The sequence below is a fragment of the Streptomyces sp. NPDC059456 genome, from assembly GCF_042750055.1.
Classification (GTDB): domain Bacteria; phylum Actinomycetota; class Actinomycetes; order Streptomycetales; family Streptomycetaceae; genus Streptomyces.
Map to the genome: position 1 here is coordinate 1 of NZ_JBHYVA010000033.1, position 26,796 is coordinate 26,796.

The following is a 26,796-nucleotide window of genomic DNA, read 5'->3' on the forward strand; positions in this document are numbered from 1 at the left end:
GCTCCCTCGAGTGAGTGACCACCGCCCCGTCCGGGTGGCGCGCTGCCGCCGTCCCCACGAGGCAGCGCGGGCGGGTCGCCGTCCGGTCATCGGTGACGGCGGCCCACCGGTTCAGGGGGCCCTGTCCGGTTCCGGGCCGGGGGCCGGGACGGATGCGGGGCCGGGGGCCGGGAGTGGTGCCGGTACGGCTGCCAGGCCCAGGGCGGGCAGCAGGGCCGCGTCGACGAACCGGACCAGGTAGTCGGCGTCGGCGTACCGCCCCTCCAGCACCGGCCGGATGCGCAGCACGCCCATCAGCTGGGCCGGCAGGAACTCCACGGCCGGGTGGTCCGCGGCGATCTCGCCGCGCGCCACGGCCCGCGCCACCATCGCGTCGAACGCGGCCAGCTCCGGTTCGACGAGCGCCTCGCGCAGCGCCGCCTGGAGTTCCTCGTCGCTGAGCACGGCGTGCCCGAGGGCCTGGGTGAGCCGGGTGTCGCGTCCCGAGTTGCCGGCCGCGATCCGGGCGGCCTCGCGCAGGTCGCCGGCGAGCGTGCCGGTGTCCACGGCGACCAGCGTGCCCTGCCGGTTCGCCCGCAGGGCGGCCGCGACCAGCTGGGGCTTGGTCTTCCACTGCCGGTAGAGGGTCGACTTCCCGCAGCAGGCCCGGGCGGCGACGCCCTCCATGGTCAGCGCCTCGTACCCGTTCTCGCGCAGCATCTCCAGGACGGCGTCGTAGAACTCCTGCACCCGCTCCGGGGTGATCTTGGAGCGGCGCGCGGCGGGCGGCGTCGACGTCATGGTGGGCGGCTCTCCTCGGGGGCTCCGCGGCGGATGGTTCCGTGGAAAAAGTGTACGGGAACGCAAGCGTATCGGTACACCCCCGTATCGATACGCGAATGTATCGATACACTGGCGTGTCGATGTACGCCCCGACCGGTCCCGCCGGCCGCCGCACGAGCACAGCAGGAAGAGAGAGCGGGGGAAATGAGCTCCCACACCACACCTGACGGGCCGGCCGCCGGCCCGGGAACCGGGCAGCGGCGCCGCCTCATACGCGAGCTGCTGCTCGTCGCGGGCCTGTTCGCCGTCTACAAGGCGGGCCGGATGCTCTCCACGGACCGCACCGACGAGGCCTTCCGCAACGCCGGCCGGATCTGGGACGCCGAGCGCAGCCTGCACCTGCCCGGCGAGGGCGCGGTCCAGCGCCTGCTCCTGCACGGGGCCGGCAGCGGCGGCGCCGGTGACGCGCTCGTGCACACCGCGAACACCTACTACGCGGCCGTGCACTTCCCGGCGACCGCCCTCTTCCTGATCTGGCTGTACCTGCGCCGGCCCGCCCACTACCTGTGGGCCCGGCGCACCCTCGCCGTCCTGACCGGCGCCGCCCTCGTGCTCCACCTGGCGTTCCCGCTCGCACCGCCCCGGATGCTGGCCGCCGCGCACCTCGTGGACACCGCACAGGTCTACGGACCCTCCGTCTACCGGGCCGCGCCCGCCACCGACACCATGGCCAACCAGTTCGCCGCCATGCCCTCACTGCACTTCGGGTGGGCCCTGATGCTGGCACTCGGCATGATCGCCGCCACCCGGTCCCGCCGGCGCCTGCTCTGGCTGCTGCACCCGCTGCTGACCCTGTTCGTGATCGTCGGCACCGCCAACCACTACTGGCTCGACGCCGTCGTCGCCACCGTGCTGCTGGGCGGCGCGCTGCTGATCGTCCCGCGCCCGCGGGCGCGTACCGGATCGCTGCCCGTCGTACGGCACCTGCCGCGGCCCCGGAACGCGGAAGCGGCCGAGCCGGTGGGGGCCGGCCGATGAACGCCACCGCCCTCGCCGTCGCGCTCTGCCTCGCCTCCGCCGTCGCCTACGCGGCCGCCGCCGTCGCCCAGGAGCGGCTGGCCCGCGCCGCAGTCGCCCGCAGCGCCGGCGCCCTGCTCGGCAACGGAGCCTGGTGGTGGTCGGCCGGGCTCAACGCCGGCGCCGCCCTGCTGCACGCCGCCGCCCTGCGCTACGGCCCGCTCACCCTGGTCCAGCCCCTCGGCGCGCTGACCCTCGTCGCCGCCGTCCCGCTCGGGGCCCGCGGAGCCGGCCGCCGGGTCGCGGCCACCGAATGGCGGGGCACCCTCGCCACCGTCGCCGGGCTCGGCCTGCTCCTGCTCCCGGCGTCCGGACCGGCCCCCGACGACACCCTGACCCTGGCCGAAGCGCTCGCCGTGTCCGGGGCCACCGCCGCCGCCATCGTGCTGCTGACCGTACGCCGGGACGTGCACTCGGGGCTGCGGCACGCGACGGCGTCCGGGCTGGCCTCCGCCGTGGCCTCCGCCCTGACCCAGACCGTGGCCGTCGCGGGCGGTCGCGGCGGGGCCCTGCTCAGCGTGCGGGTCGTCGCCGTCGCCCTGCTCGTCGTGGTGTTCGCGGTCGGCGGGATGCTGCTGTCGCAGCGGGCCTACCGGGGCGGGCTCGGCGCGCCGCTCGCCGTGGTCAACCTGGCCAACCCGCTCGCGGCGGCCGCCATCGGCATGGTCCTGCTGGGGGAGCGCATCCAGGGCGGCGCCGTGGGGCTCCTGCTCGCGGTGGGCGGCGCGCTCGCGGCGGCGCGCGGCGTGCTGCTGCTGACCCGCACCTCCCCGGCGGCGGCGCCCGGCACCGCACCCGCGCCCGGCACCGCACCCGCCGCCGCAACCGCCTGCGCCGCGGCTCCGGACGCGGTTGCGGCCGCCGCGCCGATCAGCCGTGTGGCAGCATGACGCCCATGGCTGACGGATCGTTCCTCTCGCTCTGGTCCAGGAAATCGGTGCTGTCCATCGGATCGGCGGGCTCCGTCCTGTCCATCGGCTCCGTCGGCAGCGTGCTGTCGGTCGGCTCCGTCGGCTCCGCCTTCTCCATCGGCTCCGCGGGTTCGTGGCTGAGCACGGGCTCGCTGCTCTCCGCGCAATCGGTCTGCTCCGTGCTCTCCGCCCAGTCGCACCGCTCCGTGCTCTCCCACCGGTCGACCCGGGCGCTCCTCGCGCGGCGCTCGCGCGGCGGCCTCGCGGCGGCCGCCGTGATGGTCGCCGGCGTCGCGCTCGTACGGGCCCGCCGCAGCTGAGAACCGTTTCGCCGTCGTGCGCGTCCTCCCCGGTGAGAACGCGCACACAGGGAAAACGCGCACCGGAACATGAGCGAAGCGGAGTGAACGACCATGGGGATCGTCAGCTGGATCGTCCTGGGGCTGCTGGCCGGCGTCATAGCCAAGGTCCTGCTCCCCGGCCGTGACCCCGGCGGCCTGATCGGGACCACGCTGATCGGCATCGCCGGTGCCTTCGTCGGCGGCTGGCTGTCCGCGAAGTTCCTGGACAAGCCCATCGGGCACGACTTCTACGACCCCGCCACCTGGGGCGCCGCGATCGCGGGCTCGCTGGTGCTGCTCATCGGCTACCGCATCCTGTTCGGCAACTCCCGCGACTGAGCGGCGCGAGCGCCCCGCATACGCTGGGGCCGCACGCCGCGACGTACGCACTGCGAGGAGCCCCGAACCACATGAGCGTCACCCCCGTCCCCACCAGCGACCTGTACGACGAGCACGGCGAGAGCCTCGCCGTCTGCACCACGCAGTTCCGCCAGTTCGGCGGGCGCCGCCTCTTCGCCGGCCCGGTGCGCACCGTCACCTGTCACGAGGACAACGCGCTGCTGCGCGAGCTGATCAACACGCCGGGTGAGGGCGCCGTCCTCGTCGTCGACGGCGGCGGCTCCCTGCGCACCGCGCTCTCCGGGGACCTCATCGCCGCGGCGGCGCAGCGCAACGGCTGGGCCGGCATGATCATCAACGGTGCGGTCCGCGACAGCGTCGCCCTCGGCGGACTGGACCTCGGCATCAAGGCCCTGGGCACGGTCCCGCGCAAGAGCGGGAAGACCGGCGCGGGCGCGGTCGACGAGCCGGTCACCCTCGGCGGCGTCACCTTCCGCCCGGGAGACCTGGTGCACGCCGACGACGACGGCACGGTGGTCCTCCCCACCGCCTGACCCCGCACCGGGCGGGGCGAATTCAGGCCAGGGGAGGGCCGGGAGCCCTGGTGCCGTCCCCGCCCGGCGGGATTCACTGCGGGGCCATGAGACGACACAGGATCACGGGCCTGCTCGGCGCGCTCGCCCTCGCCGCGGCAGCCCTGGCCGGCGCCGCGGGACCCGCGGCCGCGGCCGAGCCGCCCGCCGAGTTCGGTACCGACTGGCACGACCCCCTCACCGCGGCCCCGCCCGTCGCCCGCCCCGCGACCAGGTCCTGCGAAGTGACCGTCGCCGAGGCGCAGTTCCGCGACTACACCCCGTACACCGGCAGTTATGCGCCCCCGGCCGCATGCGGCGGTGCCTGGGCCAAGGTCGTCCTGCGCCTCGACGGCAAGGTCAAGGGGCGCCAGTACGACCGCCTGGGCCACCTCTCCCTCGGCGGCGTCGAGATCCTGCGCACCTCCACCCCCGAGCCCTCGCCCGACGGCATCACGTGGTCCGTAGAGAAGGACGTCACCCGCTACCGCGACACCCTCAGCCGGCCGCAGCCCGTCGAGATGCTGATCGGCAACGTCGTCGACGACACGTACACCGGCGTCATCGACGTCAAGGCCACCCTCACCTTCTACGCCGCCGACCGGGACCGCCGCGCCCCCGCCCCCGACACCCCCGACCGGGTCCTGCCGCTCACCGGCCCCGTCGTCACCACCCCGCGCAACACCGAGCGGCTCCTCGCCGAGGTGTACGCCACCGGCTCCGGCGGCGGCTGCGAGGAGTACTGGTACATGACCACCCCCGACGCCGCCCCGTACTCCTGCAAGGCCGCCGACGGCCCCTACCGCGAGGTGCGGATATCCGTCGACGGCCGGCTCGCGGGGATCGCGGCCCCCTTCCCGACCGTGTGGACCGGCGGCTGGTCCAACCCCTTCCTCTGGTACGTCACCCCCGCGCCCCGCGCCTTCGACGTCCAGCCGGTCGTCTACGACCTCACCCCCTACGCCGCCCTCCTCAACGACGGCCGGCCGCACCGGATCGAGGTGGCCGTCGCCGGCGTCCCGGCCGGGCAGAGCGGCTGGAGCACCCCGACGAACCTCCTGCTGTGGCAGGACGAGGGCCGGGCCGTCGTGACCGGCGCCCTCACCCGGCACGAGGAGGGCGAACCGGCCGGCTCCACCCACTGGACCCCGGCCGCGCCCGGTGCACAGCACCGCCTCGACACCGAAGGCGGCCACCGCCTGACCGTCGCGGGCCGGCTCGACACCTCGCACGGCCGGGTCACGACCACCGTCACCCGCACCGTGCACAACACCTCCGTGCACCGCTGGACGGAGGGCGAGGACCAGGACGCCCTGACCGCCACCTGGACCGACGAGGAGAACGTCACCCGCGGCTCCACCACCGTCCGCACCGCGCGCACCTACACGATGGACGGCGAGACCACCCTCGGTGCCGGGGACCGGCTGCGCACCGTCATCGCGCTCGGCGACCGCGCCGAGACGACCACCCTGCGCGGCGGCCGGACCGTGGACCGGACCCGGCTCGACGACCGGTACACGGGAGACGCGAGCTACACGGCGAACGTGCCGCGCGAGCAGCGGCACGCGGTCGGCACCAGCTCCGAGCACTACCAGCTGTACGGGTCGCAACCGGGAGGCGGGTGCTACGACCGCACGCTGGCCACGGCCCAGGGCACGGTGACGGTGGACCGCCGACGCTGCTGACAGAGGCTGCGCCTACGATGTGCGGCCATGGACAACAGTGAGGCCGAAAGACAGCTGGTCGACGGCCGCTTCGAACTGATCGCGCCCCTCGGCGCCGGCGGCATGGGCACGGTGTGGCGCGCCCGCGACATCGCACTGCACCGCGACGTCGCCCTCAAGGAGGTGCGCCCGCCGGACCCGGCGACCGCCGCCGCCACCCCCGGACTCACCGTCCAGCTGCGCGAGCGCGCCGTCCGCGAGGCGCGGGCGCTCGCGCGGCTGGCACACCCGCACGTGGTGACGATCCACCACATCGTGGAACCCGCGGAGGGCACGGACGGGCACCCGTGGATCGTGATGGAGCTGGTCAAGGGCGGTTCCCTGCACGACAAACTGGAATCGGGGCCGATGCCGGTCGCCGAGGTGCTGAGGCTCGGCCTCGACGTGCTGTCCGCGCTGCGGGCCGCGCACGCCGAGGGGGTGCTGCACCGCGATGTGAAACCGGCCAACGTGCTGCTGCGCCCCGACGGCTCGGCCGTGCTCACCGACTTCGGCATCGCCGCCCTGCACGGTTCCACCGCCCTCACCTCCACCGGCGTGCTCATCGGCTCGCCGGAGTACATCGCCCCGGAACGCGCGCGCGGCGAGGAGGGGCTGGCGGCCTCCGACCTGTGGTCGCTCGGCATGCTGCTCTACGTGGCCGCGGAGGGGACCCACCCGCTGCGCCGGGCCACCAGCCTGGCCACCGTCGTCGCCGTGCTCGACGACCCGATCCCGGCGCCCGTGCGGTCCGGCCCGCTGGGGCCCGTACTGGAGCGGCTGCTCGTACGGGACCTGTCCGTACGGCCCGACGCGGCACAGCTGGAACAGCTGCTCCGGGACGCGAGCAGTGCTCTCGCCGGCGGTGCCACGCCGGTCGTGCCCCCGGTGGTCCTGGGGCAGTACGGTCCGCCGGGCCCGCAGTCCGGGACCGTGCCGTCCGGGCTCCCGCACACCCCGCCCCGGCAGCCGCAGATCCCGAACCCCTATGCGTCGTCCGCGCCGTCCGCGCCGTTCACCCCCGGGGGCGGCTCCCCGTACTCGACGACCGCGCCCGTCCCGGCGGCGCGCACCCCGCGCCGCCGCCCGGCCCTGATCGGCGGCCTGCTCGCGGTGGTCCTGGCCGGCGGTGTGATCGGGCTCGTCAACGGGTTCCCCGGCGGAACCTCCGACGACAAGGGCGACACCGGCGGGGCGAAGGGCGGCGGCGCCACCGCCTCCGGCGCGGCCACGCCCGGCGCGAAGGCGAGCACCCCCAAGGCGAACGGCAGCCCGGTCGCCGCCCCCAAGGGCAGTCTGCTCACCCCCGCCAACGTGCGGACCGCCCTCGAAGCGCTCAAGCAGAAGTCCGGTACCACCCAGTTCGTGGAGATGACGGTCTACGAGGAGTACGTGCTCGCCTCCGTCCCCACCGCCCCGGGGGCCAAGACCTACGACCGCTACCAGTACCGCGACGGCGAGGCCAAGCGCACCGGCCCCGGCGGCACCATCGAGGCGGACGAACCGCTGATCGACATGGCGACCGTCAACTGGGACGCCCTGCCCGGCCTGCTCGACCAGGCCAAGCAGGAACTCGGCGTGGCCAAACCGACCTCCCGCTACGTCATCGTCGAACCCTGGCTCATGGACGGAACCCCGTCGATGCGGCCCTACCTCACCGACGAATACGGCCAGGGCGGCTACGTCTACGCCGACACCCAGGGCAACGTGAAGAAGGTCTACCGCTCCTGACATCGTGTACCCGTACGCGCGCGCCGCACGCGCGTACGACCCACGGCCGAGGAGTACCACCACCATGCCCAGCTGGCGCACCACCCTGACGGCGGCCGGTATCGACGACCCCCGGCTGCGCGACGACTACACGCGCGTCGCCCGCCGGGTGCTGCGCCGCGAGCCGGCCCCGTACCTGACGCTGCGCCTGCTCGCCGCGCCGCCGCTGGTGCCCTGGCTGGCGGCGGGGGTGGCCTTCATGAACCGGGTGGACGACGTCGCCGAGACCGGCACCCCGCAGGAACGTTCCGCCGGTCTGGCCGTCCTCACCGGGCAGGTGGAGGCCGCCCTGAGGACCGGCGACGGCCCGGACCCGCTGCTGCGCGCCTACGCCCACGCCGTCGCGGCCCGCGGGCTCCCCGAGCACTGGGTCACCCGGTTCCTGGACGGCGCCGCCACCGCCGAGGCCTGCTTCGACGGCTTCGGGACCGAGGAGGACTTCCAGTCCTACCTCGACGCCTACGCATGGCCCGGAGTGCTGGTCTTCACCGGACTCCAGTACCAGGGCGGACCCGACGCGGAACAGGCCGCCGCATGGCGCCGGTTCGTCGACGCCGCCCAGCGGGTCGACTTCCTCGCCGACCTCGCCGGGGACCTCGCGGCCGGCCGGCTCTGCCTCCCGCGCGCCCGCCTCGCCGAGCACTGCGTCACCCGGGCCGACCTCGAACAGGCCCGTGACACCCCGGCCGTACGCGCACTCCTCGCCGACGAAACCCGGCGCGCCAAGGCCGCACTCGACGCCACCGACGGCATCCTCGGCCTGGTCGAGCCGGGCCTGCGCCCGGTGATCGCCACCATGACGGAGCTGATGGGCCACCAGCTGGCCGCCGTCGAACGGGCCGGCGTCCGGGCCCTGCGCAAGGACGTCGGGTACGGCCTGGCGGCCCCCGTCCGCACCCTGCTCCGCGCCCGCACCCGGCACTGAACCGCCCCGGCCCGCCCGGGCGGAGCGGGCCGGGCACGGCGGGGAGGCAGCCGGGAGGCGGCCGGGACATTTGTACCGGCGGGGTCCGTACATGCGCATCTGCCGGGGGGACCGCCCCGGTCCCTAGCGTGGTGGGCATGACACAGACGACGCAGCCGGTCCGCAGGACGCAGACCACGCAGACCACGCAGCCACCGGACGCCGAGCCCGCCATCCGGTTCCGGCACGCCGCCAAGGCCTTCGGCTCCGTCCGCGCCGTCACCGGCATCGACCTCGACGTCCGGCGCGGCGAGACGGTCGCCCTGCTCGGCCGCAACGGCGCCGGCAAGTCCACCGCCATCAGCCTGCTGCTCGGCCTGAACGAACCCGACGCGGGCAGCGTGCGGCTCTTCGGCCAGGAACCCGCGCAGGCTGTCCGGGACGGCCGGGTGGGCGCCCTGCTCCAGGAGGGGCGCGCCGTACCGCGGATCACCGTGCGCGAGCTGATCGCCTTCGTGGCCCGCACCTACCCGGCTCCGCTGCCCGTCGACGAGGCGCTGGAGCTCGCCGGGCTCACCGAACTGGCCGGCCGCCGCATCGACCGGCTCTCCGGAGGCCAGGCCCAGCGCGTCCGCTTCGCCGTCGCCCTCGCCGGCAACCCGGAGCTGATCGTGCTCGACGAGCCGACCGCCGCCCTCGACGTGGAGGCCCGGCGCGCCTTCTGGGCGTCCATGCGCGGCTACGCCCGGCGCGGCAACACCGTCCTGTTCTCCACGCACTACCTGGAGGAGGCGGACGCCCACGCCGACCGGATCGTGGTCGTCGACGCCGGCCGGATCGTCGCCGACGGCACGGGGGAGCAGCTGCGCCGCGCCGCCGGCGGGTCGCTGGTCTGCGTCGACCTGGCCGGGCGCCCCACCGAGGGGCTCGCGGCCCTGCCCGGGGTGGTCTCCGTGGAGGTGCGCGCGGACCGTGCCCGGCTGCGTACCGAGGACCCGGACGCGACGGTCGTCGCGCTCGCCGGGCTCGGCGCCGTCCGCGGGATCGAGGTCACCGCGCCCTCGCTCGACGACGCCTTCCTCGCCCTGACCGACCACCACGCCCACACCACCGCCGGGAGCGCCCGATGATCACCGCCTACGTCGGCCTGGAAGTCCGCCGGACCCTGCGCGACACCTCCTTCGTCGTCTTCGGCATCGGCATGCCGGTGCTGATGTACCTGCTCTTCACCAACCTCGGCGACGGTGCCGACGCCCGGTGGAAGACGGGCTCCATGGTGGCCATGGCCGCGTACGGAGCCCTCGGCGCTGCCCTGTCGACCGGGAGCGGCGTCGCCGAGGACAAGGGCATCGGCTGGCTGCGGCAGCTGCGGATCACCCCGATGACCCCGCGCCAGGTGGTGGTCGGCCGGGCCCTGACCGGTTCGGTGACCGTGCTGCCCGCCGTCGCCGCCGTGCTCGTGGCGGGCGCGCTCGTCAACGACGTCCGGCTCGCGGCCTGGGAGTGGGCCGCCGTGGCCCTCGTCCTGTGGCTCGGCGCGCTCCCCTTCACCCTGCTCGGCATCGGCAACGGGTACCGGCTCACCGCCCAGACCACCGGCGTGGTCAACGTCGCGTGCAGCATCGCGCTCTCCGTCGTCGGCGGGCTCTGGTTCCCGACCGAGCTGTTCCCCCACTGGCTGCGCTCCCTCTCCGGCTTCACCCCCACGCGCCGCTTCGCCGAGATCGGCCAGTCCCTCGCCGAGGGCGCCGCCCCGGGCCCGGTCGCCGTCGCCGTACTCGCGGCATGGGCCCTGCTGTTCGGCTCCTACGCGGTGCTCTCGTACCGTCGGTCCGCGAGGACGGTGTGACGCATGGAGCGGGGAACGGGAATGACGATGCGCGACAGGCGTGGCAGCAGGGCGGCGCGGAAGGCCGAATGGGAGGTCCGCAAAGCCGAATGGCGGGCGCAGGAGAAGCGCCGCAAGGCCTGCGGCGACGCCCCCGACTACGGCCGCGGCCCGATGGGTCCGCCCAACGCCTTCGCCCTGCTGCCGTGGCTGCTGCTGGGCATGGGCGCCATCTCCAACGTCATCAAGGGGGAGACCCCCAACCCCTGGATCGGCGCCCTCGGCCTGCTGCTCTTCAACTCCCTCTACATCACCCTGGTGTTCCGCGCCTTCCACCGGCAGGCCCGGGAGGCCGCGAGCACCCGCTGGTGCCTGGTCGCCCTCGGCGCGGTCACCTGCACCCTCGCCCTCGCGTACGGGGGCAACTGGCTGCTGTTCTTCCCGCTGTGGGGCCTGGCCACCGGCGCGGTGGTCCGGGGCCGCAAGCTCGGCCCGGTGATGTTCGTCGTCACCGGCCTCGCCGGGGTGATCGCCGGACTCGACGAGGGCTGGGACACCCTCGGCATCGCGTACGGGACCTTCCTGTCCGGCATGGTCACCGCGGCCATCCTCGCCCTGTCCGAGACGGTCAAGGAACTGCGTGAGACCCGGCAGGAACTGGCGCGGGCCGCCGTGGACCAGGAACGGCTGCGCTTCTCCCGCGATCTGCACGACCTGCTCGGCCACACCCTCTCGGTGATCGTCGTGAAGTCGGAGGCCGCCCGCCGGATCGCCCCCCGGGACATGGACGCGGCGCTCGCGCAGGTCGCCGACATCGAGTCCGTCGGCCGGCAGGCCCTCACCGAGATCCGGGAGGCCGTCACCGGCTACCGCGAGGCCAGCCTCGCCACCGAGCTCGACCGGGCCCGCGGCGCGCTGACCGCCGCCGGGATCGAGCCCGTCGTACGGCAGTCCGGGCCCCCGCTGCCCCCGCAGGCGGCGGCACTGCTGGGCTGGGTGGTCCGCGAGGCCGCGACCAACGCCATCCGGCACAGCGGCGCGACCACCTGCGAGATCGAGGTGCGGAGCTCCGCGGAACGGGTCAGCCTGGTGATCACCGACAACGGGCACGGCGTAGGCTCGACCCCGCCGGGCAGCGGACTGACCGGCCTGACCGAACGGCTCGCGGTGGCCGGCGGCACCCTGGCCGGCGGCCCGGCCCCGGGCCCGGGCCGCGGGTTCCGGGTCACCGCCGAACTCCCCGTGGAGCCGGCCGAACCGGAGCACGAGGAGCATCGATGATCAAGGTCCTGCTGGCGGAGGACCAGGGCATGATGCGCGGAGCGCTGGCCCTGCTGCTCGGGCTGGAGGAGGACATCGAGGTCGTGGCGCAGGTCGGCGCCGGGGACGAGATCGTGCCCGCCGCGCTCGAGGCACGGCCGGACGTGGCCCTGCTCGACATCGAACTCCCGGGCCGCAGCGGGCTCGACGCGGCCGCCGAGCTGCGCACGCGCTGCCCCGGCTGCCGCGTGCTGATCCTGACCACCTTCGGGCGCCCCGGCTACCTGCGCAGGGCGATGGAGGCGGGCGCCGCCGGGTTCCTGGTCAAGGACGGGCCGGTGGAGGAACTGGCCGCAGCCGTACGCAGGGTGCTCGCCGGGGAGACCGTGATCGACCCGGCACTGGCGGCCGCGGCCCTCAGCGCCGGTCCCAACCCGCTGACGGCGCGCGAGAGCGACGTGCTGAACGCCGCCGTCGACGGGGCGACCGTGGCCGACATCGCGGCCAAGGTCCACCTGTCGGAGTCGACGGTGCGCAACTACCTGTCGTCGGCCATCGGCAAGACGGGCACCCGCAACCGCATGGAGGCCGTCCGCGCGGCCCGCCGCCAGGGCTGGCTGTAGCCCCCGCGATGCCCGCCCGCGGGGCCGGTGTCAGTAGGCGCCGTTGACGTTGTCGATCGAGCCGTAGCGGGCCGCCGCGTAGTTGCAGGCGGCCGTGATGTTGGCGACCGGGTCGTACGAGTCCAGGGCGGTTCCGGGTACGTGGTAGGCCCGGAAGGTCGGGTCGATGACCTGGAGCAGGCCCTTGGAGGGGATGCCGGCGGCGGCGTTGGAGTCCCAGTTGTTGATGGCCAGCGGGTTGCCGGAGGACTCCCGCATCACATTGCGCAGAATTCCGTTGTAGCTGCCGGGGATTCCGTGCTTGGCCATGATGTCCAGGGACTGCCGGATCCACCCGTCGAGGTTGTTCGCGTACGAAGCCGTCGGCTTGGCCACCGCGGTCGCCTTCGCGGCGGCGGCCTTGGCCGCCGCGCCGAGGCTCAGCTTCAGCCCGGGGCGGATCACCGAGGGGTTGGCCCCGATGGCGCTCCGGTTGGCTTGGTAGAGGGCCTGCCAGCCGCCGTTCACCGCATGCTCCACGGCGATCTTCGAAAGCGTGTCGCCGACGGTCACGGAATAGGTCAGCGGGACCGCCGTCTTTTCCACCGCCGGCTTCACGGCGGGCAGCGTGACGGTCTTCGCGGCGGGCGCCGCGGCCGGCTGCGTGACGGCCGCCCCGGCCGTGGTCGCGCTGATCAGCGGCAGGGCGAGGGCGGCGCCACCGGTGCCGGCGAAGGCCAGCTTGCGGGCGATGGGGCGCTGCTTGGGCCGACGGTGCTTACCGAGTCCGGGCATGGCGGAATTCCTCACGTGCGGGTGCGGGGGATCCCTGGCGGCGGCCGGTCCGGGCCGCTGCCCGCTGGGAACGACGTGACCGTAAGCGAGCCCGCCGGGCCGGAACAAGGCTGGAATTCCACCCGGTGATCGACTTCCCTGTTCCGGGGTCGGAAACGACCTTGGAGGCGTCTTCCGGGAATGCCGAAATTCCTTTCCGGGAAAAGGGAATCGTCGGTTCCGTATAAATGATGTTGTCCCTATTCGAGTGACTCACATCACGGGTCCCGAAAGCCCTCCAGGGAAACGGACAAGTCGCCCATAGCCGTGCCTGATTCGGGCATCTCGCCCGTTGTTTGCGAACCGCCCACAGGGGCCGCTTCCCGGCATGACCGCCATGATCCGAAAGGCGCGGCCTACCCGGTCGGGAGCTCCGCCAGCCGGTCCAGCGCCGTCGCCACCGTCGCCCTCTGCGCCGGCAGCAGGGGCAGCCGGACGTCCGGCGTCGGGATCCGGCCCCGGGCGTGGAGCACCCCCTTCAGCACCGCCGGACCGGGCTCGGCGAACAGCGCCGCCGAAAGCCGCGCCAGGCCGTGCCCCAGGGCCCGGGCCCGCGGTACGTCGCCGCTCCGCCAGGCCTGCGCCAGCTCCGCGAACCGCGCCGTCGCCAGGTGCGCCGAGGCCAGGATCCCGCCCGCCGCGCCCATCGCCAGCAGCGGGGACACGTACACGTCGTCGCCCGCCAGCACCGCGAACCCCTCCGTCGGCCCGCCGAGCAGCTCCACCGCCTCCTCGCCGATCCCGCCGCCCGCGTACTTCATCCCGGCCACCCCGGGCAGCTCCCCGAGCGCCCGCAGCGTGGCCGCGTCCAGCTGCTGCCCGGTCCGGTACGGGATGTGGTAGACGACCAGCGGTACGGGGCTCAGCTCCGCCAGCCGGGCGAAGTGCGCCAGCACCCCCGCCGCCCCGGGCCGTACGAACGACGGCACGCTCACCATCGCCGCCCCGACCTCGGGCCACTTCGCCAGCCGCCCGAGCGCCGCCGCGGCCGCGCCGGTGCCGCTCGCCCCGGCGCCCACGGTCAGTGCCGCGCCGCGTTCCCGGCAGACCCGGGCGCAGACGTCCGTGACGAGGTCGCTCTCGGCCGCGTCGAGGGTGGCGGCCTCGCCGGTGGTGCCGAGGGCGACGATCCCGGTGGCGCCCTCGTCGAGCACCTGGTGGGCGAGCGACTCCAGGGCGTCGGCGGCGACGTCCCCGGCGTGCGTGAAGGGCGTGACGAGCGGTACGTGAATCCCGTGCAGGGAGAGGTCCTGTGCCATGCCCCCGAGCTTCATCCGCCCCGAGCGCCAAATCCAGTTCGCGTTTCTTACCCGAACCGTAAGCTGAGCCGATGCTCGACGTACGACGACTGCGCCTGCTGCGCGAACTCGCCCGCCGCGGAACCATCGCCGCCGTGGCCGAGGCCCTCGCCTTCAGCCCTTCGGCCGTGTCCCAGCAACTCGGCGTCCTCGAACGCGAGGCGGGCCTGCCGCTGCTCGAACGCACCGGGCGCCGGGTCCGGCTCACCCCGGCCGGGCAGAACCTGGTCCGGCACGCCGAGGCCGTACTGGAGCGGCTGGAACAGGCCGACGCCGATCTCGCCGAGGCACGCAGCGGCCTGGCCGGGGCACTGCGCATCGGAGCCTTCCCCACCGCCGGCCGGGCCATCGTCCCGGCCGCCCTGATCGCCCTGTCCCGGCGCCACCCGGGGCTGGAGCCGATGGTGTCGGAGACCGATCCGGCGGCGGTCGCGCACGCCCTGCGCGCCGGGGACCTGGACGTGGCCCTGGTCCACGAGTACGACTTCGTCCCCGCGCCGCCGGAACCGGGGCTCGCCACGCAGCCGCTCTACCGCGAGGCGATGTACCTGGCGGCCCCGGCGACCGCCCCGACCGGGGCCGCGGCCCCCGGCGCGGCCCCCGCCCCGGCCGGAAGCCCCGGCCAGGTCCCCGGGCTCCCCGGACGGCTCCCCGCCCCGGACCAGGGTGCCGTGCTGCGGGCCCACGCGGACGCCCCCTGGATCACCGCCACCCCCGGCACCCTCTGCCACACCATGGCGGTGCGGGCCTGCCAGGCGGCCGGTTTCACCCCGCGGATCCGTCACCGAGTCGACGAGTTCCCCACCGTGCTCGCCCTCGTCGCCGCCGGTCAGGGCGTCGCCGTCGTCCCGCAGCTCGGGGTCGTCGAGCCCGCCGACCCGGCCGTCTCCCTCACCCGGCTCCTCATGGAGCGCCGCACGAAGGTCGCCTTCCGCAGCGGGGCCGCCGCGCACCCGGCCGTCGCCGCCTTCGGAGCGGCACTTCGCGCCGCCGTACCACCGGAACTCGCCACTCCGGGTTCCTCGGCGTGACACAACTCCCCTCCGCCGCCGCGCCCGTGTACGTTCGTTGATCCAGACAGATCCGACCAGAGCGGGGTACGACGTGACGCATCGCGTACGAGGGGTCATCGCCCGGAGCAAGGGCGCACCGGTGGAGACGACGACGATCCTCGTGCCCGACCCGGGACCCGGCGAGGCCCTGGTCAAGGTGCAGGCCTGCGGGGTCTGCCACACCGACCTCCACTACCGCGAGGGCGGCATCAACGACGAGTTCCCCTTCCTCCTCGGCCACGAGGCCGCCGGGATCGTCGAGTCCGTCGGCCCGGACGTCACCTCCGTCGCGCCCGGTGACTTCGTCATCCTCAACTGGCGTGCGGTGTGCGGCACCTGCCGGGCCTGCAAGCGCGGCCGCCCCTGGTACTGCTTCAACACGCACAACGCCACCCAGCCGATGACCCTGGAGGACGGCACCCCGCTGTCCCCGGCGCTCGGCATCGGCGCCTTCGCCGAGAAGACGCTGGTCGCGGCCGGCCAGTGCACCAAGGTCGACCCGGCGGCCGCCCCGGCCGCCGCCGGACTCCTCGGCTGCGGGGTCATGGCCGGCCTCGGCGCCGCGCTCAACACCGGCGGCGTCGGACGGGGCGACTCCGTCGCCGTCATCGGCTGCGGGGGAGTGGGCAACGCGGCCGTCGCCGGCGCCCGCCTCGCCGGCGCGGGCCGCATCATCGCCGTCGACCTCGACGAGCGGAAGCTGGAGTGGGCGCGCGGCCTGGGCGCCACCCACACCGTCAACGGCCGCACGGAGGACGTCGTCAAGGCGATCCAGGGCCTCACCGGCGGAAACGGCGCGGACGTGGTCATCGACGCCGTGGGCCGGCCGGAGACCTACCAGCAGGCCTTCTACGCCCGCGACCTCGCCGGCACCGTCGTGCTGGTCGGCGTGCCGACGCCGGAGATGAAGCTCGAACTCCCGCTCATCGACGTGTTCGGCCGCGGCGGCGCCCTCAAGTCCTCCTGGTACGGCGACTGCCTGCCCGAGCGGGACTTCCCGCTCCTCATCGACCTCTACCTCCAGGGCCGCCTCGACCTCGACGCGTTCGTGTCCGAGACCATCCCGCTGGACGGCGTCGAAGCCGCCTTCGCCCGGATGGAACGCGGCGAGGTCCTCCGCTCGGTCGTCGAGTTCTAGACCGCCCCGCACCCGACACGGCCTGACCCGGCCCGACCCGGCCCCGGCGCCCGCGCGTCGGGGCCGGCGCCGTTCCCCCCGGGCCGAGCGGCAGGGCGCCCGTTCCCCCCCCGCCGTCCGGCCCGGCAGCGTCCGGCAGGGCCCGGCCGAGGCGCCCCCGTACCCGTGATCGGCCAGGCCCTAGACTCGGCCGGGCCGTCAGACCCGTGCCCCGGTCGGCCTCCGGCCGGGGCTGCCGCACACCCAGGGGCCGTTCGTGACCATCGACCACCGCTACCGCCAGCCCGGTGTCGTCCTCGCCGACCACCGCTTCACCGTCCCGCTCGACCACGCGCGCCCGGACGGGGAGCACATCGAGCTGTACGCCCGCGAGGTCGTCGCCACCGGCAAGGACCCCGAGACCCTGCCCTGGCTGCTCTACCTGGAGGGCGGCCCCGGCTTCGGCGCCCGCCGCTTCATCGGCCGGCAGGCCTGGCTGGAACGGGCCCTGACCGAGTACCGGGTCCTCCTGCTCGACCAGCGCGGCACCGGCCGCTCCACCCCGCTCAACCGGCAGACCCTGCCCCTGCGCGGCACCCCCGGGCAGCAGGCCGCGTACCTCGCGCACTTCCGCGCCGACTCCATCGTGCGCGACGCCGAGACGATCCGCCCCGCCCTCACCGGCGGCGCGCCCTGGACCGTGCTGGGGCAGAGCTTCGGCGGCTTCTGCACCACCCACTACCTCTCCACCGCCCCCGAGGGTCTGACCGCCGCCCTGATCACCGGCGGCCTGCCGTCCCTCACGGCCACCGCCGACGAGGTGTACGAGGCGGCCTACCCCCGCATGGAGCGCAAGAACCGGGCCCACTACGCCCGCTACCCGATGGACGTCGAGCGGGCCCGCCGCATCGCCGCGCACCTGGCACAGGGCCCGGCCGAACTCCCGGGCGGCCACCGGCTCACCGTCGAGGCGTTCCAGTCCCTCGGCATCCTGCTCGGCACCGGCGACGGCAGCCACCAGCTGCACCACCTGCTGGAGGACGCCTTCGTCCCGACCTCCTCGGGCCCGGCCCTCTCCGACGCCTTCCTGGAGGCGCTCCAAGGGCTGCTCTCCTTCGCGGCGCACCCCCTGTACGCCCTGCTCCACGAGCCGATCTACGCCCAGGACCCGGCCGCGCCCACCGCCTGGGCCGCCGAGCGGGTGCGCGCCGGCCACCCCGGCTTCGACGCCGCGAAGACCCTCGCGGGAGACGAGCCGCTGCTGTTCACCGGCGAGACCATCCACCCCTGGCACTTCACCACCGACCCCGCGCTGGCCCCGCTGCGCGAGACCGCCGAGCGCGTGGCCGCCCGTACCGGCTGGGAACCCCTGTACGACCCGGTCCGGCTCGCGGCCAACGAGGTGCCGGTGGCCGCGGCGGTCTACCACGACGACCTGTACGTGGACACCGCCCACTCCCTGCACACCGCCGCGTCGATCCGGGGCCTGCGCACCTGGGTCACCGACGAGTTCGAGCACGACGGCGTCCGCGCCGGCGGCCCCCGGGTCCTGGACCGCCTCCTCGCCCTGGTCCGCGACGACGCCTGACCGCACCGCACCGCGCGGTGCGGTGCGGTGCGGTGCAGCGGATCTCGGCATCCCGGACCGGGGAGCGCGGCTATCGTGCGGTGCATGACCGAACAAAGTGATCAGCCCGCACCCCTGGAGCCCATGCCCACCGACTGGCAGCGCGCCCTCGCGGTGGTCGCGCACCCCGACGACCTGGAGTACGGCGGCGCCGCGGCGATCGCGGACTGGACGGACGGCGGGCGCGAGGTCGTGTACGTCCTGGCCACGCGCGGCGAGGCCGGCATCGACACGATCCCGCCCGAGGAGTGCGCCCCGCTGCGCGAGGCGGAGCAGCGGGCGAGCGCCGCCGTCGTGGGAGTGTCCACCGTGGAGTTCCTCGACCACCGCGACGGGATCGTCGAGTACGGCCTGGAGCTGCGCCGGGACATCGCCGCGGCGATCCGCCGGCACCGCCCCGAACTGCTCGTCACGCTCAACCACCGTGACACGTGGGGCGGCCAGGGCGGCGGCGGCTTCTGGAACACCCCCGACCACAAGGCCGTCGGCCGGGCGGTCCTCGATGCGGCCGCCGACGCCGGCAACCGGTGGATCTTCCCCGAGCTGATCTCCGAGCAGGGCCTGGAGCCGTGGAACGGAGTGCGCTGGGTCGCGGTGGCGGGGTCCTCGACGCCGACGCACGCGGCGGACGCCGGTCCCGGCATGGAGCGTGCGATCGCCTCGCTGATGGAGCACAAGGCGTACATCGAGGTGCTCACGGACCAGGACCCGCACGAGTACTGCCGCACCTTCCTCACCGGCATGGCCCAGCAGGCCTCCGTACGGTTCGGCGGCCGTCCGGCGGTGACCTTCGAGGTCTTCCCGCGCTGAGCCCCACCCCCTAAGCTGACGGCCCATCAGTTGTCGGCGGGAGGGCGGACCGGCTCGGTGATCGACACCATCGGCAACGAGGTCCCGGAGGGGGAGGAGCGCATCCGTCTGGAGACCGCGGACGGCATCGCGGTCCTCACCCTCTGCCGCCCCGACCGGCTCAACGGCTGGAGCTGGGAGTCCACCCGCCAGCTGGGCCTGCTCGCGGACCGGATCCGCTTCGATCCGCAGGTGCGGGCGGTCCTGCTGCGCGCGGAGGGCCGCGCCTTCTGCGCGGGCATCGACGTGACCGCCCCCGGCGGCGCCATCACGGGCGCTACGGCCGCCGAGCGGACCCGCAACTACTACGAGGGCATCCGCTGGGTCCACGAGCGCTTCGCCGTGCTCTCCCGGCTGCCGCAGCCGGTGGTGGCCGCCGTACAGGGCCACTGCCTGGGCTTCGGCTTCGAGCTGGCCCTGATGGCCGACCTGCGCGTCGCCGCCGAGGACGCCGTCTTCGCCCTGCCGGAGGCACAGCTGGGCGTGGCGGTGGACGCGGGCGGCGACCTCAGGATCGCCCGTGAGGCGGGCGCGGGCTGGGCCAAGTTCCTCGCGCTGACCGGCCGTCGCGTCGACGCCGCGACGGCGCACCGGCTGAACCTGGTCCAACTGGTCGTGCCGGGAGCCGATCTGGACGCCACGGCCCGCGCGCTGGCGGCCGAGATCGCGGCCAACGCGCCCCTCGCCGTCCAGGGCATCAAACGGGCGGTCGACGCCTACGCGGACGCCGCGCTCGCCCCGGCCCTGGACCGCGTCGCGATGACGGCGGCCCTCACCCTGACCTCGGAGGACTGCCGGGAGGGCTACGGCGCCAAGGCGGCCCGGCGGCCGCCGCGGTTCAGCGGAGGCTGAACACGGGCCGGGTCGAGAACTCCTCGAACATGCCCTCGCCGTCCGGGCCGTACGCGAACTCGGCCGCCGACGGGTTGCGGTGGGCGGTGGCCAGCGGCAGCCAGGCGAGCAGGTCGCCGTAGCCGCCGCAGACGGCCTCGCCGCCGTCCCCGCCGTGCACCACGGCCGGGTCGGTGCTCAGCTCCGTGCCGTAGCTGTCGTACGCGATGTGCAGCCCGAACGCGTTCCGTCGGAGCCGTACGCCGCTGCCGCCCCCGTACGAGGGCTCGTCGAGGGGGCACTCGTTCCCCCAGCGGAACAGGGTGCCCGCCCCGGCCCCGCACGCGTGCTCCCATTCGTCGGGGCCCGGCATCCGCAGCCCGCGCGCGGCGAGCGCGGCCGGGGTGCCGGCCGGGCACTCGGTCAGCGGTTCGCCCTCCACGGCCATGAGCACCGCGGCGAGCGCCGTGGTCCGCGATGGGCTGAGCATCTCGGCGAGATGCCCCTCCAGGGTGTCGTGCCCGTACCCGTACCCCTCGGCCACGCTCTCGGCGTAGTCGGCGCGCTGCGCGGGCGTCGGCTCCCAGGCATCGAGGTCGAACCCCAGCCGCACCGGGCCGCCGGGTACGAGGGCGAACTCCCGCCCCTCGCGCTCGATGCGCACGCGGTGCAGGGGCCGGCCCAGGTGCTCCACGGTGTCGAGCAGCACCAGTCGGCCGTCCGCCTGAGCGGCGGCTTCGCGGGCGATGCGCCCGGCGGCGGCCGCGTCGAGCGAGCACCAGTGGTCGAGGGTCAGATCGGCGAGGGACATGACGGGATCCTCGCACCCGCCACCCACAGCCGGCCGCTCAGGGGCTGAACGGGCCGCGGCCCAGCTGGGCGCGGACCGGCACCACCTCCGGGTTGACCAGCGAGCGGCGCTGCCAGTTCGCCCCGTCGACGACCAGGGTGTGGCCGGTGATGAACCGGGCGTAGGGGGACGCCAGGAAGGTGGCCGCCCAGCCGAGTTCGCGCGGGGCGCCGACGCGCAGGGCGGGCTGACGGGCGTCCCGGGCATCCCCGGCGTCCCGGGCGTCCCCGGCGTCCCCGGCGTCCCGGCTGGCCCGGGCGTCCCGGCCGGCCCGGGCGTCGGGCGCGGCGCGGTCCAGGCCGGCGCGGATGTCCTCGGTCATGTCGGCGTGCGGGAACAGGCCCGGGACGAGCCCGTTGATCCGGATGCCGTACGGGCCCCACTCGACGGCGAGCGTCTCCACCAGGTTCTTCACACCGGCCTTGGCGGCGGCGCTGTGGGCGAAGCCGGGCCCGCCGGTCCAGGCGTACGAGGCGCCGATGTTCACGATGGACCCGGGCGCCGAGGCGGCGAGGTGGCGGCGGCCGAACTCGCGGGTCATGAACCAGGTGCCGGTGAGGGTGATGTCGACGACCGCCCGCCAGGCGTTGGGCGACAGGTCCTCCGCCGGGCAGGGGAAGTTGGCGGCCGCGTTGTTGACGAGGACGTCGGGCGGGCCGAGCGCCGCCTCCGCCGCGTCGAAGACCTCCGCGATCCGCTCCGGGTCGCGGATGTCGCAGACCGCGGCCGTCACCCGGCCCGCGCCGGGGACGGCCGCCAGCTCCCGCTGCGCCGCCCCCAGCCGCTCGGCGCGCCGGCCGGCGATCACCAGGTCCGCGCCGAGCCGGGCGAACTCGGCGGCGATCGCCTTGCCCAGCCCGGAGCCGCCGCCGGTGACCAGGACCACCTGCCCCGCGTACGTACCGGCGGGCAGGGCGGCGGACCCGAGCGGCGGCGGCGCGGGCAGCCCGGTCGGGCCGGGCGGGATCTCGTCCGTCATGGGGCATCGATAGCGCGCGGGCGCCGAGATCACCATGCCCGCGGCGGGGTCACTTCTGCGGCGCGTACGCCTGCTTGCTCGCGCAGGTCCACACCACGGCGGTGCCCTTCATCGTCTCCCAGTCGTAGAACGTGCCGCCCACCCGGTCGTCGTCCGAGGCCGCGTACGCCGAACTGCGCGAGTCCGGGCCGGTGCCGGCGGGGTGGGGGAGGGCCAGAGGGGCTCCCGTGCCCGGCCAGTACGCGGCGTGGACGAAGTTGGCGTACCCCTCGACGAAGGTGACGGCCGAGCCGACGGCCACGTTCGTGGCCGGGCTGAGCCCGTCGAGGGTCAGGTGGTCGTAGCCCGTGACCCGGCCGGGGTCGTTCGGCAGGGCGTCGTACGGCTTCTTCCAGACGGCCGGCTTGCGCTCCTGCCAGTCGCGGTGGCTGCGGTCCTCGTGGCCGATGACCCGGCCCCGGTCGTCGATGCCGGCCGCGGCCGTCCAGACCGTCCGGTCGTCCTCGGTCCACACCCGGAGGCTGTACGGCGGGTATCCGCCCCCGGCGGGCCAGACGACCGGGAAGCTCTTCCCCCTGAGCTGGTCGTCCTCCGCGTAGGACGTCTGCGCCGTGCCGACGATGTCCCCGCGCGCGTTGATCCCGTTCACCGAGACGATCCTGGTGCCCGGGTGGGCGTCCGCGGGCACGGGCAGCTCGCGCACCACCGCGCCGTTCAGCCATTCCTTGGCGACGCCGCCCTCCATGCCGACGGAGCGGCCCGCGTCGTTGACGTCCGCCACCGTGCTCGCGGTGGCCGCCCCGCCGATCAGCCGGACCGCCGCCGCACCCTTCTGGTACGTGAACCCGTACGGCGTGTCGGGCGCACCGGCCCGCCGGAGGGTGCCCACCATCAGGCCCTTGGCGTTCACACCGACGACCTCGCCGGACACGAAGCCCTCGGGCAGCGGGACGGCGTGCACCGCGTGGTCGGCCGTCCAGTACGCGGGCAGTCCGACGCTTTCGCCGGCCAGCAGGCCGCCGGCCCCGAAGGCGCGGACGGACCCGTAGGCCGGCGAGGGGCCCGCCGCGAGGGCCGGCAGCCGCAGGATGTCCGGCGTGCACGCCGTCCCGGCGGCCGCGGCCGGGACGGCCGCCGTGATCAGACCGGCGAGAACGACGGCGGCAGCGGCCGCGGACATGCTTCTTCTCATGTGGTGGGTCCCCCTGGACAGGTGCTGTTCCCCGTTGATTCATGACACGTGCACGCCACATGTTGCCTGACGGTGGTGCCCGAGTGGCCGGAATGGCCCGTGTTGATTCGGTCCGGATGCCCCTCCGCCCGGCCCAGCGGTTCCCAGAGAGGCAAGCGACTGCTTAGTATGCTCCGCGGAGCGTGGTTCCTCGACGGCGGCTGGAGGCCCCGGATGCAGGCATGGCGAGTACACACCCCCGGCGAACCCCGCGAGGTCATGCGCCTCGAAGAGGTCCCCGAACCGGTGCCCGGCGAGGGCGAGGTGAGGCTGAAGGTGCTCGCGGCGAACGTCAACTTCCCCGACGCGCTGCTCGCCCGCGGCCAGTACCAGATCCGCCCGCCGCTGCCCTTCACCCCCGGCGTCGAGATCTGCGGCGAGACCGAGGACGGCCGCCGCGTCATCGCCAACCCGAGCCTGCCGCACGGCGGTTTCGCCGAGTACGTCACCGCGCCCGCCCGCGCCCTGCTGCCGGCCCCCGAGTCCCTCGACGACGCCGAGGCCGCCGCCCTGCACATCGGCTACCAGACCGGCTGGTTCGGCCTGCACCGCCGGGCCCGCCTCCAGGCCGGCGAGACCCTGCTCGTGCACGCCGCCGCCGGCGGGGTCGGCAGCGCCGCCGTCCAGCTCGGCAAGGCCGCCGGCGCCACCGTCATCGGGGTCGTCGGGGGCAAGGCCAAGGTGCGCACCGCGGAAGAACTCGGCTGCGACCTGGTGATCGACCGGACGAGCGAGGAGGCGGGCGGGATCGCGGCCCGCGTCAAGGAGTTCACCGGCGGGCACGGCGCCGACGTCGTGTACGACCCCGTCGGCGGCGACGCGTACACCGCCTCCGCCAAGTGCGTGGCCTTCGAGGGCCGGATCGTCGTGGTCGGCTTCGCGAGCGGCACCATCCCCGCCCCCGCCCTCAACCACGCCCTGGTGAAGAACTACGCCGTCCTCGGCCTGCACTGGGGCCTGTACGCCGCCAAGGACCCCGCCTCCATCGCCGCCTGCCACACCGAGCTGACCCGGCTCGCCGCCGAGGGCGCGATCACACCGCTGGTCAGCGAACGCGTCCCGCTCGCCGGAGCCGCCGACGCCGTCCAGCGCCTCGCCGACGGGGCCACCACCGGCCGCCTGGTCGTCGTACCGGCCCTGAACGGAGGCGGCTCGCGGTGATCACCTCCGAAGAACTCGTGGCGCGCGTACGGGACCTGCTCCTCGCGCACCCGCCCGCCGAAACCGACCGCGCCGCGTTCCTGCGGGCCCGCTTCGACGCCGGCCTCGCCTGGATCCACTACCCCGAGGGCCTCGGCGGACTCGCCGCCCCCCGTACCCTCCAGGCCGTCGTCGACGCCGAACTCGAAGCCGCCGGCGCCCCCGACAACGACCCCCGCCGGATCGGCATCGGCCTCGGCATGGCCGCCCCCACGATCCTCGCCTACGGCACCGACGAGCAGAAGCAGCGCTTCCTGCGCCCCCTGTGGGCCGGCGACGAGGTCTGGTGCCAGCTCTTCAGCGAGCCCGGCGCCGGCTCCGACCTCGCCGCACTCGGCACCCGCGCCGTCCGCGAAAGCGGCTCCGGCGACTGGATCGTCGACGGACAGAAGGTGTGGACCTCCAGCGCCCACACCGCCCGCTGGGCCATCCTGATCGCCCGCACCGACCCGGCGCTGCCCAAGCACCAGGGCATCACCTACTTCCTCTGCGACATGCACGCCCCCGGCGTCGAGGTCCGGCCGCTGCGCCAGATCACCGGCGAGGCCGAGTTCAACGAGGTCTTCCTGACCGGCGTCCGCATCCCCGACGGCCACCGGCTCGGCGCCGTGGGCCAGGGCTGGGAGGTCGCCCGCACCACCCTCATGAACGAACGCGTCTCCATCGGCGGCATGCGCATCCCGCGCGAAGGCGGCATGATCGCGCCCGTCGCCGCCGCCTGGCGCGAACGGCCCGGGCTGCGCACCCACGCACTGCACCAGCGGCTGCTGCGACTGTGGGTCGAGGCCGAAGTCGCCCGGCTCACCGGCGAACGGCTGCGCCAGCAGCTCGCCGCCGGGCAGCCCGGCCCCGAAGGGTCCGGGATGAAGCTCACCTTCGCCCGCCTCAACCAGGAGATCAGCGGCCTGGAGGTGGAACTCCTCGGCGAGGAGGGGCTGCTGTACGAGGACTGGACGATGCGCCGGCCCGAGCTCGTCGACTTCACCGGCCGCGACGCCGGATACCGCTACCTGCGCGCCAAGGGCAACAGCATCGAGGGCGGCACCAGCGAAATCCTCCTGAACATCGTTGCCGAACGCGTCCTCGGCCTGCCCGGCGAGCCGCGCGACGACAAGGACCTCGCCTGGAAGGACCTGGCCCGATGAGCACTGCCTTCGACCTGCTGTACTCGGACACGGAGGAAGGACTCCGCTCCGCCGTACGGGCGCTGCTCGCGGACCGGTGCGCACCCGCGGCCGTCCTCGCCCGGGCGGAGACCGGCCGGCCGCACGACCCGGAACTGTGGCGCACCCTCGCCGCCGACATCGGCACCGCCGGACTGCTCGTGCCGGAGAAGCTCGGCGGCCAGGGCGCGGGGCACCGGGAGGCGGCCGTGGTCCTGGAGGAACTGGGGCGGGCCGTGGCGCCGGTCCCGTACCTGACGAGCGCGGTGCTCGCCACGGAGATCCTGCTGGGCTGCGACACGCCGGAGGCCACCGCACTGCTCCGGGAGCTGGCCACGGGCCGGCAGGTGTGCGCACCCGCGCTGCCGCTGACACAGGCCCCGGGCGCAGCGCTGCCGGCCGCGGTGCGCGGCACCGGGGGCGGCGCACTGACGGGCACGGTCACCTCGGTGGCGGACGCGGTCGCCGCCGACGTGCTGCTGGTCCTCGCGGACACCGGGCTGTACGCGGTCCCCGCGGCGGAAGCCGCACTGACGCCGCTGGTGCCGCTGGACCTGACCCGCCCGCTGGCCACCGTGACGCTGGACGCGGCCGCCGGAACCCGGCTCGCGGACCCGGCGACGGCCCGTGCGGCGGTCGCCGGAGCGCTGCTCTCGGGGGCAGGACTGCTCGCCTCCGAACAGCTCGGGCTCGCCGAGTGGTGCCTGACGGAAACGGTGCGGCACGTACGCGGCCGGCACCAGTTCAACCGGCCCGTCGGCTCCTTCCAGGCGCTCAAGCACCGGCTGGCGCAGCTGTGGCTGGACGTGGCCTCGGCCCGCGCGGCGGCCCGCGCCGCGGCGGACGCGCTCGCCACGGGGGCCCCCGACGCCCCGCTGACGGTGGCCGTCGCCCAGGCGTACTGCTCCGGGGTCGCGGTGCGCGCGGCGGAGGAGTGCGTGCAGCTGCACGGCGGCATCGGCATGACCTGGGAGCACCCGGCGCACCTGTACCTCAAGCGGGCCAAGGCCGACGCCCTCGCCCTGGGCACCCCGGGCCACCACGCATCCCTGGTGGCGGAATTCGCCGAACTCCCCTCCCCCTAGGGGGCGTCGCCCGCGGCCGGGCCGAGTGATCGGGGCGCGGCCCCCGTCGCCGGTGCGCGGCACCCGGGCGCGCGGGGGGACGGGGCGGAGCCACGGGCAACGGTGACGGGGCGGGGCGGTGCCGGCCCCGTGCAGCGGTGGCCGCACGGCCGGGGCGTGCGGTGCGGCCGGGGCGTGCGGTGCGGCGGGGTCGTGCGCGAGGCGCTCTGCGGGGAGCCGCCCCCCGCCGGCCGAGGAGGCGTACCCCCTGCCCGGGGGCGGCCGCCGGCGGGCCGCCGGCCGGTGCCTATCCTCTCCGCATGATCCCTGTGATCCCCGTGATCCCCGTCGTCACCCGGCTCGATGCCGCCCGGCTGGCCGCCCACCGCGACGAACTCGCCGATCTCCTGGTCGCCGTGGTCCGCGGTGGCTCCTCCCTCGGTTTCCTCGCCGGCCTCGACCGCGCCGGGGCGGCCGCCTGGTGGGATTCCCTCGCCCCCGCCGTCGAGGACGGCTCGCTCGCCCTCTGGGTCTCCCGCGCCGCAGACGGCCGTCTCGACGGCACCGTCAGCTGGTACCGGGAGGCCAAGCCCAACGGCCGCCACCGCGCCGAGCTGCGCAAGCTCATGGTG

The 26,796-nt window shown here is 74.9% G+C and carries 26 protein-coding genes and 1 pseudogene; 21 read left to right on the plus strand and 6 right to left on the minus strand.

Annotated features, from left to right (window positions below; all coding sequences use genetic code 11):
• Positions 1-111: 111 nt before the first annotated feature.
• Positions 112-780, minus strand: coding sequence for a TetR/AcrR family transcriptional regulator (locus tag ACFXA3_RS05365; protein WP_385182243.1), 669 nt, complete (start codon positions 778-780; stop codon positions 112-114).
• A gap of 186 nt (positions 781-966) precedes the next feature.
• On the opposite strand from ACFXA3_RS05365, the gene ACFXA3_RS05370 reads away from it, so the two are divergent.
• From ACFXA3_RS05370 to ACFXA3_RS05425, 12 genes are all read left to right on the plus strand, one after another.
• Positions 967-1,800 carry a phosphatase PAP2 family protein gene (locus tag ACFXA3_RS05370; protein ID WP_385182246.1) on the plus strand — a complete coding sequence of 278 codons (834 nt, stop codon included), beginning with the start codon at positions 967-969 and terminating at the stop codon, positions 1,798-1,800.
• Positions 1,797-2,729: a hypothetical protein gene (locus tag ACFXA3_RS05375; protein ID WP_385182249.1), complete on the plus strand. Its 933-nt coding sequence runs from the start codon at positions 1,797-1,799 to the stop codon at positions 2,727-2,729. Before ACFXA3_RS05370 ends, ACFXA3_RS05375 begins: the two co-directional genes overlap by 4 nt.
• A gap of 5 nt (positions 2,730-2,734) precedes the next feature.
• Positions 2,735-3,070, plus strand: coding sequence for a hypothetical protein (locus ACFXA3_RS05380; RefSeq protein ID WP_385182252.1), 336 nt, complete (start codon positions 2,735-2,737; stop codon positions 3,068-3,070).
• 93 nt (positions 3,071-3,163) lie between these two features.
• The gene (locus tag ACFXA3_RS05385; protein ID WP_376199729.1) at positions 3,164-3,430 is read left to right on the plus strand and encodes a GlsB/YeaQ/YmgE family stress response membrane protein; all 267 of its coding nucleotides are present in this window, start codon (positions 3,164-3,166) and stop codon (positions 3,428-3,430) included.
• Between the two features lie 71 nt (positions 3,431-3,501).
• Positions 3,502-3,984 carry a ribonuclease E activity regulator RraA gene (rraA, locus tag ACFXA3_RS05390; protein ID WP_385182255.1) on the plus strand — a complete coding sequence of 161 codons (483 nt, stop codon included), beginning with the start codon at positions 3,502-3,504 and terminating at the stop codon, positions 3,982-3,984.
• An 86-nt stretch (positions 3,985-4,070) separates the two neighbouring features.
• Positions 4,071-5,687 carry a peptide-N4-asparagine amidase gene (locus tag ACFXA3_RS05395; protein WP_385182258.1) on the plus strand — a complete coding sequence of 539 codons (1,617 nt, stop codon included), beginning with the start codon at positions 4,071-4,073 and terminating at the stop codon, positions 5,685-5,687.
• A 27-nt stretch (positions 5,688-5,714) separates the two neighbouring features.
• Positions 5,715-7,436 carry a protein kinase gene (locus tag ACFXA3_RS05400; RefSeq protein WP_385182261.1) on the plus strand — a complete coding sequence of 574 codons (1,722 nt, stop codon included), beginning with the start codon at positions 5,715-5,717 and terminating at the stop codon, positions 7,434-7,436.
• A gap of 64 nt (positions 7,437-7,500) precedes the next feature.
• Entirely contained in the window at positions 7,501-8,400 is a 900-nt protein-coding gene (locus ACFXA3_RS05405; protein ID WP_385182263.1) for a squalene/phytoene synthase family protein, read from the plus strand.
• A 137-nt stretch (positions 8,401-8,537) separates the two neighbouring features.
• Positions 8,538-9,509, plus strand: a complete 972-nt coding sequence (locus tag ACFXA3_RS05410; RefSeq protein ID WP_385182264.1) for an ATP-binding cassette domain-containing protein — start codon at positions 8,538-8,540, stop codon at positions 9,507-9,509.
• Positions 9,506-10,228: an ABC transporter permease gene (locus ACFXA3_RS05415; protein WP_385182267.1), complete on the plus strand. Its 723-nt coding sequence runs from the start codon at positions 9,506-9,508 to the stop codon at positions 10,226-10,228. Before ACFXA3_RS05410 ends, ACFXA3_RS05415 begins: the two co-directional genes overlap by 4 nt.
• Positions 10,229-10,255: 27 nt before the next feature.
• Complete coding sequence (locus tag ACFXA3_RS05420) at positions 10,256-11,488, plus strand: sensor histidine kinase (RefSeq protein ID WP_385182268.1); 1,233 nt, start codon at positions 10,256-10,258, stop codon at positions 11,486-11,488.
• A complete protein-coding gene (locus tag ACFXA3_RS05425; RefSeq protein WP_385182271.1) occupies positions 11,485-12,090 on the plus strand; it encodes a response regulator in 606 nt (201 codons plus the stop codon). The genes ACFXA3_RS05420 and ACFXA3_RS05425 overlap by 4 nt, the downstream gene beginning before the upstream one ends.
• A 30-nt stretch (positions 12,091-12,120) precedes the next feature.
• On the opposite strand, the gene ACFXA3_RS05430 is transcribed toward ACFXA3_RS05425, so the two are convergent.
• Entirely contained in the window at positions 12,121-12,864 is a 744-nt protein-coding gene (locus ACFXA3_RS05430) for a transglycosylase SLT domain-containing protein (protein ID WP_385182274.1), read from the minus strand.
• A gap of 395 nt (positions 12,865-13,259) precedes the next feature.
• Positions 13,260-14,162: a dihydrodipicolinate synthase family protein gene (locus ACFXA3_RS05435; protein WP_385182277.1), complete on the minus strand. Its 903-nt coding sequence runs from the start codon at positions 14,160-14,162 to the stop codon at positions 13,260-13,262.
• A gap of 71 nt (positions 14,163-14,233) precedes the next feature.
• Between ACFXA3_RS05435 and ACFXA3_RS05440 the strand changes: the two genes are divergently transcribed.
• The 5 genes from ACFXA3_RS05440 to ACFXA3_RS05460 all read left to right on the plus strand — a co-directional run bounded on the left by ACFXA3_RS05440 (position 14,234) and on the right by ACFXA3_RS05460 (position 19,698).
• Positions 14,234-15,232, plus strand: coding sequence for a LysR substrate-binding domain-containing protein (locus ACFXA3_RS05440; protein WP_385182280.1), 999 nt, complete (start codon positions 14,234-14,236; stop codon positions 15,230-15,232).
• A gap of 73 nt (positions 15,233-15,305) precedes the next feature.
• Positions 15,306-16,391 carry an S-(hydroxymethyl)mycothiol dehydrogenase gene (locus tag ACFXA3_RS05445; RefSeq protein ID WP_385182283.1) on the plus strand — a complete coding sequence of 362 codons (1,086 nt, stop codon included), beginning with the start codon at positions 15,306-15,308 and terminating at the stop codon, positions 16,389-16,391.
• A 262-nt stretch (positions 16,392-16,653) separates the two neighbouring features.
• Entirely contained in the window at positions 16,654-17,958 is a 1,305-nt protein-coding gene (locus tag ACFXA3_RS05450) for an alpha/beta fold hydrolase (protein ID WP_385182308.1), read from the plus strand.
• A gap of 84 nt (positions 17,959-18,042) precedes the next feature.
• A complete protein-coding gene (locus ACFXA3_RS05455; protein ID WP_385182286.1) occupies positions 18,043-18,807 on the plus strand; it encodes a PIG-L deacetylase family protein in 765 nt (254 codons plus the stop codon).
• 57 nt (positions 18,808-18,864) lie between these two features.
• Complete coding sequence (locus tag ACFXA3_RS05460) at positions 18,865-19,698, plus strand: enoyl-CoA hydratase/isomerase family protein (RefSeq protein ID WP_385182289.1); 834 nt, start codon at positions 18,865-18,867, stop codon at positions 19,696-19,698.
• Here ACFXA3_RS05460 and ACFXA3_RS05465 read toward each other — a convergent pair.
• From ACFXA3_RS05465 to ACFXA3_RS05475, 3 genes are read right to left on the minus strand one after another with little or no spacing between them, the layout of a single operon-like run.
• Positions 19,685-20,488, minus strand: coding sequence for a hypothetical protein (locus ACFXA3_RS05465; protein ID WP_385182291.1), 804 nt, complete (start codon positions 20,486-20,488; stop codon positions 19,685-19,687). The genes ACFXA3_RS05460 and ACFXA3_RS05465 overlap by 14 nt on opposite strands.
• Positions 20,489-20,525: 37 nt before the next feature.
• Entirely contained in the window at positions 20,526-21,506 is a 981-nt protein-coding gene (locus ACFXA3_RS05470; RefSeq protein ID WP_385182294.1) for an SDR family oxidoreductase, read from the minus strand.
• 49 nt (positions 21,507-21,555) lie between these two features.
• Positions 21,556-22,686: a hypothetical protein gene (locus ACFXA3_RS05475; RefSeq protein ID WP_385182297.1), complete on the minus strand. Its 1,131-nt coding sequence runs from the start codon at positions 22,684-22,686 to the stop codon at positions 21,556-21,558.
• 225 nt (positions 22,687-22,911) lie between these two features.
• Here ACFXA3_RS05475 and ACFXA3_RS05480 point away from each other — a divergent pair, with 225 nt between their 5' ends.
• The 4 genes and pseudogenes from ACFXA3_RS05480 to ACFXA3_RS05495 all read left to right on the plus strand — a co-directional run.
• A complete protein-coding gene (locus ACFXA3_RS05480; RefSeq protein WP_385182300.1) occupies positions 22,912-23,898 on the plus strand; it encodes an NADPH:quinone oxidoreductase family protein in 987 nt (328 codons plus the stop codon).
• A complete protein-coding gene (locus ACFXA3_RS05485) occupies positions 23,895-25,082 on the plus strand; it encodes an acyl-CoA dehydrogenase family protein (RefSeq protein WP_385182303.1) in 1,188 nt (395 codons plus the stop codon). Before ACFXA3_RS05480 ends, ACFXA3_RS05485 begins: the two co-directional genes overlap by 4 nt.
• Positions 25,079-26,185, plus strand: a complete 1,107-nt coding sequence (locus ACFXA3_RS05490) for an acyl-CoA dehydrogenase family protein (protein ID WP_385182305.1) — start codon at positions 25,079-25,081, stop codon at positions 26,183-26,185. The genes ACFXA3_RS05485 and ACFXA3_RS05490 overlap by 4 nt, the downstream gene beginning before the upstream one ends.
• 299 nt (positions 26,186-26,484) lie before the next feature.
• A pseudogene (locus ACFXA3_RS05495) lies at positions 26,485-26,796 on the plus strand (GNAT family N-acetyltransferase); the annotation flags it as partial.

Excerpts from the sequence above, each read along its gene's own strand:
- ACFXA3_RS05480 (WP_385182300.1), top strand. The coding sequence starts at position 22,912 with ATGCAGGCATGGCGAGTACACACCCCCGGCGAACCCCGCGAGGTCATG.
- ACFXA3_RS05490 (WP_385182305.1), top strand. The coding sequence starts at position 25,079 with ATGAGCACTGCCTTCGACCTGCTGTACTCGGACACGGAGGAAGGACTC.
- ACFXA3_RS05475 (WP_385182297.1), bottom strand. The coding sequence starts at position 22,686 with ATGTCCGCGGCCGCTGCCGCCGTCGTTCTCGCCGGTCTGATCACGGCG.
- ACFXA3_RS05440 (WP_385182280.1), top strand. The coding sequence starts at position 14,234 with ATGCTCGACGTACGACGACTGCGCCTGCTGCGCGAACTCGCCCGCCGC.
- ACFXA3_RS05410 (WP_385182264.1), top strand. The coding sequence starts at position 8,538 with ATGACACAGACGACGCAGCCGGTCCGCAGGACGCAGACCACGCAGACC.
- ACFXA3_RS05435 (WP_385182277.1), bottom strand. The coding sequence starts at position 14,162 with ATGGCACAGGACCTCTCCCTGCACGGGATTCACGTACCGCTCGTCACG.
- ACFXA3_RS05420 (WP_385182268.1), top strand. The coding sequence starts at position 10,256 with ATGCGCGACAGGCGTGGCAGCAGGGCGGCGCGGAAGGCCGAATGGGAG.
- ACFXA3_RS05380 (WP_385182252.1), top strand. The coding sequence starts at position 2,735 with ATGGCTGACGGATCGTTCCTCTCGCTCTGGTCCAGGAAATCGGTGCTG.
- ACFXA3_RS05370 (WP_385182246.1), top strand. The coding sequence starts at position 967 with ATGAGCTCCCACACCACACCTGACGGGCCGGCCGCCGGCCCGGGAACC.
- ACFXA3_RS05365 (WP_385182243.1), bottom strand. The coding sequence starts at position 780 with ATGACGTCGACGCCGCCCGCCGCGCGCCGCTCCAAGATCACCCCGGAG.
- ACFXA3_RS05455 (WP_385182286.1), top strand. The coding sequence starts at position 18,043 with ATGACCGAACAAAGTGATCAGCCCGCACCCCTGGAGCCCATGCCCACC.
- ACFXA3_RS05425 (WP_385182271.1), top strand. The coding sequence starts at position 11,485 with ATGATCAAGGTCCTGCTGGCGGAGGACCAGGGCATGATGCGCGGAGCG.
- ACFXA3_RS05375 (WP_385182249.1), top strand. The coding sequence starts at position 1,797 with ATGAACGCCACCGCCCTCGCCGTCGCGCTCTGCCTCGCCTCCGCCGTC.
- ACFXA3_RS05395 (WP_385182258.1), top strand. The coding sequence starts at position 4,071 with ATGAGACGACACAGGATCACGGGCCTGCTCGGCGCGCTCGCCCTCGCC.
- ACFXA3_RS05430 (WP_385182274.1), bottom strand. The coding sequence starts at position 12,864 with ATGCCCGGACTCGGTAAGCACCGTCGGCCCAAGCAGCGCCCCATCGCC.
- ACFXA3_RS05385 (WP_376199729.1), top strand. The coding sequence starts at position 3,164 with ATGGGGATCGTCAGCTGGATCGTCCTGGGGCTGCTGGCCGGCGTCATA.
- ACFXA3_RS05415 (WP_385182267.1), top strand. The coding sequence starts at position 9,506 with ATGATCACCGCCTACGTCGGCCTGGAAGTCCGCCGGACCCTGCGCGAC.
- ACFXA3_RS05465 (WP_385182291.1), bottom strand. The coding sequence starts at position 20,488 with ATGTCCCTCGCCGATCTGACCCTCGACCACTGGTGCTCGCTCGACGCG.
- ACFXA3_RS05400 (WP_385182261.1), top strand. The coding sequence starts at position 5,715 with ATGGACAACAGTGAGGCCGAAAGACAGCTGGTCGACGGCCGCTTCGAA.
- rraA (WP_385182255.1), top strand. The coding sequence starts at position 3,502 with ATGAGCGTCACCCCCGTCCCCACCAGCGACCTGTACGACGAGCACGGC.
- ACFXA3_RS05405 (WP_385182263.1), top strand. The coding sequence starts at position 7,501 with ATGCCCAGCTGGCGCACCACCCTGACGGCGGCCGGTATCGACGACCCC.
- ACFXA3_RS05470 (WP_385182294.1), bottom strand. The coding sequence starts at position 21,506 with ATGACGGACGAGATCCCGCCCGGCCCGACCGGGCTGCCCGCGCCGCCG.